Source organism: Nostoc sp. CHAB 5715 (assembly GCF_020829685.1).
Lineage (GTDB): Bacteria > Cyanobacteriota > Cyanobacteriia > Cyanobacteriales > Nostocaceae > Nostoc.
The window spans coordinates 1-8,533 of record NZ_JAIVFR010000229.1; the positions used below are offsets into that span (position 1 = coordinate 1).

An 8,533-nucleotide genomic window follows, 5' to 3' on the forward strand; every position below is an offset into this window, starting at 1 on the left:
CATTAGCAGTTTGTAGCGTTGCTGCTTGTTTTTTCTCAATTGCTTTGGTATTAGATTAGTCATTGGGCATTGGGCATTGGGCATTGGGCATTGGGCATTGGGCATTGGGCATTGGGCATTGGGCATTGGGCATTGGTCATTAGTAAAAGGACAAAGGACAAATAACAACGGACAAATAATAAAAGTCATTGGTCATTAGCAAATAGCAAATAACAAATGACTAATGACTAATGACTAATGACAAACTTAACTAACTTTGAAAGCCTCGACAGTCTCTTGTAACTGATGGGAAATCTCTACAGTTTGTTGCAGAGATTCGGAAACTTGGCGAGAAGAATCGCTGGTGCGTTGTGATACAGCAGCGATATCTTTCATCAATTGGCTAACACTTTGCGATGTTTCAACCTGAGATGCAGTTGCAGTGGAAATCGACTGCACTAAGGAGTCAATTTCACGGGATACATCCAAAATTTCACTCAGACTTTGTTTAGCCTCCTCCACAATTCGAGTTCCTTCTACAACTTGAGTAGTGCCTATTTCCATCGCTAGTACCACTTCACTAGTTTCTCGTTGGATATTTTCAACAATTTGTTCAATTTCTTGGGTTGCTGCGGCACTCCTAACTGCTAGTTCGCCGACTTCTTCAGCCACTACGGCAAAACCTTGACCTTCTTCACCCGCACGTGCTGCTTCAATACCGGCGTTAATGGCTAGTAAGTTAGTTTGAATAGCGATTTGGTTAATCAATGAAACCACGCGAGAAATTTGTTGCGAAGATTCTCCCAAACGTTTCACTTTCTTAGCAGTTTCACCCACAGTTTTCCGCAAAGACAGGATGTTTTGTACTGTTAAATCCATCGCGCGTCCACTCTTAGTAGCGGTGTGAGCCGCATGATTGGCAACGAAAGCAGCTTTTTCGGCGCTTTCGGCTACAGCTTGCATGGATTGGGTCATTTGGTCAACAGCATCAAGGGTGCGGTTGATTTCGGCAGCTTGGGTGAGTGCTTCCTCTGCTAGGTGGCGGATGGCTCCTTCGTTAGAGCCAATGGCAGTATTAACGTGGGTGGCAGCTTGTTGAACTTGGGTAACAATATCTCGGAGGCTTTCTACAATGGAGTTGAAAAAGTCGGCAACAGTCCCTATTTCCCCAGCCGTCACGTCTGCACGTACTGTCAAGTCGCCTCTGGCTGCACCTTCTACCTCATTGAGCAGTTGTAAAAGTTGCTGTTGCAGTGTTTCTTGTTGATGCAGTTCGTCGTCAGAACTGATTACTGCAACATTCCTAGATTGTATCTCTTCTAATAACTTGGCTTGTTCTAAGGCATAGCCGATTTGAGTTGCTATCTGTTGAAACGAGTCAATTTCCTGCTGTTGCCAAACACGAGGAGTTTCGCACTGATGAGCTATTAATAAGGATAAAAGCTGGCCTTGGGCAAGAATTGGTACGATCAAATTACCTTTGACAGCAAATTTTTCCAAAAGTTGGATGTAACCGGGGGCATTTTTCAAGCTTTGGTCTTGATGAATGTTTGCAATTGCAAGCACCCGTCCATAGTGATCAGTTTCTACATAACGTTCCCGAAAATAAGGCTCGTCAATTTTCACTCCGAGCATTTTCGGCCAATTATCAGTTACCGATTCAGCAACGACAACGCCATTCCCAGTATTTGGATTTAGACTATAAATGATTACCCGGTCTGTTTTTAGCGATCGCTGAATTTCTTTTACTGCTGCGTGATAAATATCTTCAGTTTTGAGACTTTTCCGAATTCGTAGGGTAATATCTGTTAGTAATTTTGCGCCTTCAACGTCCAGTTCTTGTTCCTTAACTAACACCTGCAATTGTTCGGCCATCTGGTTGATATTTGCACTTAATACCCCTAATTCATCTTCTCTTGCGATTTCCAGACGGGTATTAAATTTACCTTGGCCAAGCTTTGCTAATGCCGCAGTTGCATTTAAAATTGGCTGTGTAGTAAGTTTCGCTAACCGAGATGCGATCGCAGCTACAATCAATGCTGTCACTGCTGTGCCGATGGCTATAATCCATAACAATTGTCTTTGCGGCTCAAATACAATTGCTGTGTCTGTGGATAAAAGTACTTGCCAGTTTAAATCTGGTAACCCATCTAACTTACTGGCTGGTACGTAGCTGACTAGTTCTTCTTTTTGGTAAGTTTTGGCAACTTCTATAAAACTATCTACCTTATTGGCTGCTACCAGTTTAGGTAAACTAGAATACTCTGCCTTTGCCTCTTTCCCTAATAATTCCTTTTCTGGACTTAAGAAAACTGTTCCCGAAGCATCGAGCAAATGGTATTGTTGCCCATTGACTACGTAGTTTTTGATGACTTCCTCTAAAGATTTTACGGGCATCCGCGCCCTTACCACACCAATGGTTTGGCCCGTCCTTATCTCTTTCACAGGTGCAGCTATATAAATACTTACTACGCCAGTATTTTTTGCTGCTTCAGGTTTACTGATGACAGGAATATCTTTTTGTAAAGCCTCTTGAAAGTAGATACGGTCTTTTTGGTTGTCCTGGGGTTCGCCTGTGGATTGGACAATCAAGTTACCTTGGCGATTAAAAACAGCAACGCTGTCATAAGCTTTGTAGGCTTCGACAACTCCATCTAGGATTGCTTGTTTATCTTGGGTGGTGATACTTACACTAGCCTGGGGACTTGTCAAAAAAAGTAAACTTGATATTACCTGAATATCACCGTAGCGCCCCAACATGAAACGGTTAACTTTATCACTTAAACCAATGGCTTCAGTTTGTTGAGATTGGGTAATTTGCTTAGTAATCGACTTGTTGGCAAAGTTAAAAGCGATCGCGCCGATACCCAATACTGGTATTGTACCGATTGCGATCGCTAAAATAGTCGCTTTCTTAACCAATCCGAGTTTTGCAAAAGAGGCAATAGCCTGATTTAGTAAAGAATTATTAGCCGTTTCACTAGTAGTTTTAGTTGGTAGCTTTATGACAGTACCACTTATTTTTTGGGATGAAATCAGTGATGCTCGATTTTGAGCGCCGCTACCTTGATTTGCATTGGTTTTATTAAACATAAAAGTAATTCTCCTAACTATGTGAATAAGAACCTAAAAATCCTTTTTAGTAGTACACCCTAATCACTGCGGAGAATAGAAGACTGCACAATTGCCTGAGCATCTAATACCAGTAATATTTCTTCTTGTTGCACAACGCACCCACATAAATAAGGAACTAAACTGGATGCTACTTGTCCTATAGGAGAATGAATATCATCAGGGATGATTTTAATCGTACCTTTTATTTCTTGCACAACTAAACCCAACACCAATGATTCCACTTGGATAACGATCGCACTGTATTGTCGCAGTCGATAATCTAAGGATTCTAAATTGAGCATTCTTGGCAAATCAACAACCCAAATTATCCGACTCCGCCAATTCATTAATCCTAATATACAGCAGGGCATATTAGGCATTGAGGTTACAGATTCAATAGGTACAATAATTGCTTCTTGCGTATGTTTCGTTGATAAAACAGCAGCAGTCTGTTGATTTAGCTGAAACTTCAGATAACTGTCTGCTAAATTATTTTGGGTTTCTTTTGAAGGAAGTGTAATGTTTATACTAGTCATTGATTCAAATTACCATTGATTTAATAGTACGTAGCAGATGTTCGCGGGTGTAAGGCTTAGTTATGTAAGCATCTGCACCTTGTTTCATCGCCCATAAACGGTCAATTTCTTGATTTTTGGAACTACAAATTACAATTGGAACTTTTGCTGTAATTGGATTTCTTCTCAGATAACGACACAATTCAAATCCGCTCATTTCTGGCATTACTACATCAGTAACGATCGCATCTGGTTTTTCTAAGACAGCTTTTTCTAAACCCTCTTTTGCACCACTTGCTTTAATTACGTTGTAACCACTTTCTTTCAGATAATGGCTCATTAATTCCAATTCGCTGGGAGAATCTTCTACAATTAGAATTGTGCCAAGTAAAGTCAGACTCACTATTAAATCTCCTAAAAAAATAAATTAAACATATTAGAATTCAGGAGTCAGGAATCAGAATTCAGAATGGAATTAGCATAGCTTGTCAGTAGTTTACTAACTTCTTCAAGTTTAAGTTTTAATTCCGAAGTCTCACTATATTCCAAATCATTTGAAAGAATTAGATAATAACGACATTCTTCTAAAGAACCTTGTGCAATGTTTAAAAAACGTCCTTTATCTGCTAATCCTTTTTTCTTAAATCCCTCTGCTATATTTGCTGGTACAGAAATTGCTGCCCGTCTAAATTGAGAGGTAAGCCCATATATTTCTGATTTAGGGAAGTTAGCAGTAAATGGGTACACTAATAAAATAAATTGATGTGCTTTCTGCCAAACTATCAAATCTTGAAATGTCTTCGCTGGCTGTCTCATTTGTTCTAACTCCTGAATTCTGACTCCTGAATTCTGACTCCTGAATTCTGACTCCTGAATTCTGACTCCTAAATTAAGCAAGATGTTTGAAAACAATTTTTAGCAATTCTGATTGTGTAAAAGGCTTAGTCAAATATCCTGATGATCTGACTATTTTCGCCTTTGCCCTGTCTATAAATCCTGTTCTACCAGTCACCATAATAATAGGCGTATGTTTAAAAGCTGAATGTTTCCGTAATAAGGAACATAGCTCGTAGCCATCTAAGCTTGGCATCTCAACATCTAGCAAAATCAGATCGGGCTTACTCCGAAGAATTTGCATTAACGCCTTCACAGGATCGTTGATCATCACAACCGAAAATGTGTTTTCATCCAAAAAGTGTTTGATGGAATTCAAAACTGTTTGGCTATCATCAATGCAGGCAATTGTATATAGTTTTTTGCCAACAGGTAGCTGAGTAGTTTTATTATTTTCAGGAATATCAAAATTGATTGGTATCGGTAACTTTTGCTCAAGTTTTATTTGCAGTTGTGGCTGAACTTGAGACGGTTGTATTCTAGACAAAAGTTGGGAACCCCCACCAGCCGGAATTGATGACTGGATATTTTGCCGATTTCGTAATTGCTTTTGACAGTGTTCAACAAGTAACCGCAAATCCAGGCGACAAAACTTTGGTAGTTCATCCAAAGAGCTTTCTGGGCTGAATTCATAGCTACCTTCTTTTAAGCATAGAAATGATTCCAGTACTTCTTTTGCTAATTCGTCTATCAGACTTGCTGCTTGCACAGAGGTGATATAGTCCTGATTTACCAACCAACAAATAGCTTGGTAATCCGCATTGGGTATTGATTGGTGTTCATTCTTCGTCTCAAACATCAGCCGCATCTGCACACGAGTGGCGCTGTTGAGAGCAGGAATTTGCTGGCTCAAGCGTCGCAAGTGACTGTCAAGCCGCTCAAACAGTTTATCTGAATAGGAGGCATAAGTAAGTTTACCGTCCTCTAGATAAATTGACCAAGAATTTATTTCAGTAAATATACTTAAATATCCTGTAGCACGACGACTGGTTAACTGTGCCAACAGAGATAGCGGATGTAGTTTCTGGAACAACCTGTAGCTACCTATAGGAGTTGTGCTCATTTTGCTTTTACTTCAGCTAAATTCGATACGTGTAAGCTAAATTCGTATAGAGTTATTCCACAATTTAAATCAAGTAAAAAGCATCAAACTTTTGTATTTTAAAGTACATCAGCTTATTTCTAGACTTGGTGGTGAAACTCAACGAAAACAGCGTTATTTTCAAATGATCAAATCTCAGTAAAATCGTAAATTATTATTAATTTACTTTTTGTTACTGAGATTTACAGACTTTCTGGACAATAAGACATAAAAATGTCAAGACTAGATGAAGCCACTTTCCATTGAGTAACCCCAATCTGACCACAGGAATAATACTGATTTTGTAAATATTAATATATTTGAACTTCTGTATTTACACTTAAGTAAAATCTAGTCTTTAAGCAAGTAAGAACTATATGAAGCCACTTATCATTAAATACCCCCGTTGTGACTACGGGGATAATACTGATTTTTTGACAAAAATAAAACAGAATTCAGAAGTCAGAATTCAGAAATTACCATATTTAAAGTAGTATTTTATACTTAAGTAAGGATTTACTGCTTTGGCAGAGCTGTTTGTCCAAAAAAAATTTGCGCGATCGCACAGCAAGATTATTCCTACTGATGAATGCGTTGGCGTAGCCCACCGCAGGCATCGCTTGCACATCTTTGGGCGTTACTGCCAAACCCTAAGAAGATGTTTTAAAAATATTGGGCGACTAGAAGTCGCTACTACACAATCAAAGTCCATCTCCGTGGACTAACGAGTTGCAAAATATCAATTACTTTATGTCGGTTGGCGGGGAAATAAACGTGATTTTGGCTGTATTCTACATCTCGATATTAAAGATGGAAGAATATGGATTCAACATGATGCTACCGAAGTTGGAATTGCCAATCGATTGGTTGAAATTGGAGTACCCAAGCAAGATATTATTTTGGCGTTTCACGAACCCTATGTGCGTCAGTTTACCGGGTTTGGAATTTGAGAAATCGCAAGTCCCTAACTGAAGCGATTGCAAAGTTAAAAAACACAGACAACAATCTTCTTACGCCAGCAAAGTATAGCTCTACTGAACTTTCCTGCTTGGAGTTGAGGATGAATTTACGAAAATTGCATGAACCTATTGACTCATGCAATTTTCGTAAATTAAAAATGCGGATGAAAGGACTTGAACCTTCACTCCTTTCGGAACTAGAACCTAAATCTAGCGCGTCTGCCAATTCCGCCACATCCGCATCAGTTTATTATCATACCATAAGAAATTATTTTTGGGAATAGGGAATAGGGAATAGGGAGTGGGGGATGAGGGAGATGAGGGAGATGAGGGAGGTGGGAGAGATGGGGGAGATGAGGGAGAAGAACTATTAATTATTTATCAATGCCCAATGCCCCATGCCCAATGCCCCATGCCCAATCTCAACTAACTTGAGCCAGTTGTTGTTGATTCAGGTAGTAATAATGACCTTTTTTGGTGATTAATTCGTCGTGGGTACCGCTTTCTACCAAAACGCCTTGATCTAAAACCAGGATCAAGTCAGCGTTGCGGACTGTAGAGAGGCGATGGGCAATGATTACACTTGTGCGTCCTTGAAGAATTGTTTTGAGGTTGTTTTGAATAATTCGTTCTGATTCGGAATCTAGATGGCTAGTTGCTTCATCAAACAGTAATAATCGAGGATTTCCGAGCAAAGCACGAGCGATCGCTAGGCGTTGGCGTTGTCCACCAGAAAGCATACCGCCGCCTTCACCAATTTGGGATTCGTAACCCATCGGTAGTTTTTGAATAAATTCATCGGCTCCAGCATATTTTGCTGCTTGGATAATTTCTTCAGAAGAAGCATTTGGATGAGCGATGGCAATGTTTTCTTGAATAGTCCCACCAAACAAAAAAGTATCTTGGTCTACAACCCCGATTTGAGAACGGAGCGATCGCAAGGAAACACTAGTGATGTCACGACCATCAATGAGTAGTTTGCCATCTGTCGGTGGATATAAACCTAAAATCAATTTACTCAGGGTTGTTTTTCCAGAACCACTGCGCCCCACAACTGCTACCATCTGTTCTGGCTGGATTTCAAAGTTAAGATTTTCTAAGACGTTAGTCTCACTTTCTGAGTGATAGCGAAAGGTGACATTATGAAATCTAATATGACCGCGCAGCTTACCCAACGCCTGACGGGGTTTAGTTTCTAAGTCTTCTTCTGGTTCCGCCTCCAACACATCATTTATGCGTTCGGTGGAAATCACGATTTCTTGTAATTGATTCCACAGCATAGATAGCCTCTGGAAAGGACTCAAGACGTTACCCACTAACATATTGAAAGCAACTAATTGTCCAATCGTCAGTTCGCCATTAATTACCTGCGTCGCTCCATACCACAGCAATGCAGTATTCACAAAAGTTTGGATAACGCCACTGATAATTTGCAGCTGATTACCAATTATTTGAGCATTAAAGGCTTTTTTGACCAAATCATTCAGCAGTTCCTCCCAACGCCAGCGGACGGTTTGTTCAATTGCCAATGAGCGGACGGTACGAATTCCGCTCAGAGATTCTATGAGATAGCTTTGTTCTTTAGCACCTGCATTAAAAATTTCTCTGGAGATGCGGCGCAAAATACTTGTGCTAGCCAGCGCCAAGATAAAAAATGGTGGTACTGTAAAGAGCACGAATAATGACATCCGCCAGCTATAGGAGAACATCAAGGCAAGATAAACAACCAATGTCAGCATATCCAACAATATGGAGAGTGTCTGACCGGTGAGGAATTGCTGAATTTTCTGGTTTTCTTGGATGCGTGAGACTATATCCCCAACAAAACGCGACTCAAAATAAGATTGGGGCAAGCGGAAGGTATGTTTGATAAAACCTACGAGTAGGGCGATGCTAACGCGGTTAGCAGTATGAAATAGAAGATATTGCCGTACAGCGTTGACAGTTACACCAAATAACCCAAAAATAATCATCCCCAAACCAATAGCGTT

At 40.1% G+C, this 8,533-nt stretch carries 8 protein-coding genes, 1 tRNA gene and 2 pseudogenes; 3 read left to right on the forward strand and 8 right to left on the reverse strand.

Features of this window, described 5'->3' with window-relative positions; genetic code table 11:
• The 6 genes and pseudogenes from LC574_RS14460 to LC574_RS14485 all read right to left on the reverse strand — a co-directional run.
• A pseudogene (locus LC574_RS14460) lies at nt 1-189 on the reverse strand (hypothetical protein); the annotation flags it as partial.
• A 57-nt stretch (nt 190-246) separates the two neighbouring features.
• Nucleotides 247-3,072: a methyl-accepting chemotaxis protein gene (locus tag LC574_RS14465; protein WP_229454165.1), complete on the reverse strand. Its 2,826-nt coding sequence runs from the start codon at nt 3,070-3,072 to the stop codon at nt 247-249.
• Between the two features lie 59 nt (nt 3,073-3,131).
• On the reverse strand, nt 3,132-3,629 hold the full coding sequence (locus tag LC574_RS14470) for a chemotaxis protein CheW (protein WP_229454166.1): 498 nt from the start codon (nt 3,627-3,629) through the stop codon (nt 3,132-3,134).
• 4 nt (nt 3,630-3,633) lie between these two features.
• Nucleotides 3,634-4,011: a response regulator gene (locus LC574_RS14475; RefSeq protein ID WP_229454167.1), complete on the reverse strand. Its 378-nt coding sequence runs from the start codon at nt 4,009-4,011 to the stop codon at nt 3,634-3,636.
• Between the two features lie 47 nt (nt 4,012-4,058).
• A complete protein-coding gene (locus tag LC574_RS14480; RefSeq protein WP_229454168.1) occupies nt 4,059-4,424 on the reverse strand; it encodes a four helix bundle protein in 366 nt (121 codons plus the stop codon).
• A gap of 73 nt (nt 4,425-4,497) precedes the next feature.
• Nucleotides 4,498-5,565 (reverse strand): response regulator, encoded by a 1,068-nt coding sequence (locus LC574_RS14485; RefSeq protein ID WP_229454169.1) that lies wholly within the window; start codon nt 5,563-5,565, stop codon nt 4,498-4,500.
• A gap of 542 nt (nt 5,566-6,107) precedes the next feature.
• On the opposite strand from LC574_RS14485, the gene LC574_RS14490 reads away from it, so the two are divergent.
• Both LC574_RS14490 and LC574_RS14495 read left to right on the forward strand, forming a co-directional pair.
• The gene (locus LC574_RS14490) at nt 6,108-6,308 is read left to right on the forward strand and encodes a hypothetical protein (protein ID WP_229454170.1); all 201 of its coding nucleotides are present in this window, start codon (nt 6,108-6,110) and stop codon (nt 6,306-6,308) included.
• Between the two features lie 12 nt (nt 6,309-6,320).
• Nucleotides 6,321-6,533, forward strand: a pseudogene (locus LC574_RS14495) (XisI protein); the annotation flags it as partial.
• Nucleotides 6,534-6,701: 168 nt separating this feature from the next.
• Here LC574_RS14495 and LC574_RS14500 read toward each other — a convergent pair.
• Nucleotides 6,702-6,783 (reverse strand) — tRNA-Leu (locus LC574_RS14500).
• Nucleotides 6,784-6,843: 60 nt separating this feature from the next.
• On the opposite strand from LC574_RS14500, the gene LC574_RS14505 reads away from it, so the two are divergent.
• Nucleotides 6,844-6,972 (forward strand): histidine kinase, encoded by a 129-nt coding sequence (locus LC574_RS14505; RefSeq protein WP_229454171.1) that lies wholly within the window; start codon nt 6,844-6,846, stop codon nt 6,970-6,972.
• On the opposite strand, the gene LC574_RS14510 is transcribed toward LC574_RS14505, so the two are convergent.
• Nucleotides 6,965-8,533, reverse strand: a 1,569-nt coding sequence (locus LC574_RS14510; protein WP_229454172.1) for a peptidase domain-containing ABC transporter, incomplete at its 5' end; no start/stop codon positions are given. The genes LC574_RS14505 and LC574_RS14510 overlap by 8 nt on opposite strands.

Excerpts from the sequence above, each read along its gene's own strand:
- LC574_RS14465 (WP_229454165.1), bottom strand. The coding sequence starts at position 3,072 with ATGTTTAATAAAACCAATGCAAATCAAGGTAGCGGCGCTCAAAATCGA.
- LC574_RS14480 (WP_229454168.1), bottom strand. The coding sequence starts at position 4,424 with ATGAGACAGCCAGCGAAGACATTTCAAGATTTGATAGTTTGGCAGAAA.
- LC574_RS14485 (WP_229454169.1), bottom strand. The coding sequence starts at position 5,565 with ATGAGCACAACTCCTATAGGTAGCTACAGGTTGTTCCAGAAACTACAT.
- LC574_RS14470 (WP_229454166.1), bottom strand. The coding sequence starts at position 3,629 with ATGACTAGTATAAACATTACACTTCCTTCAAAAGAAACCCAAAATAAT.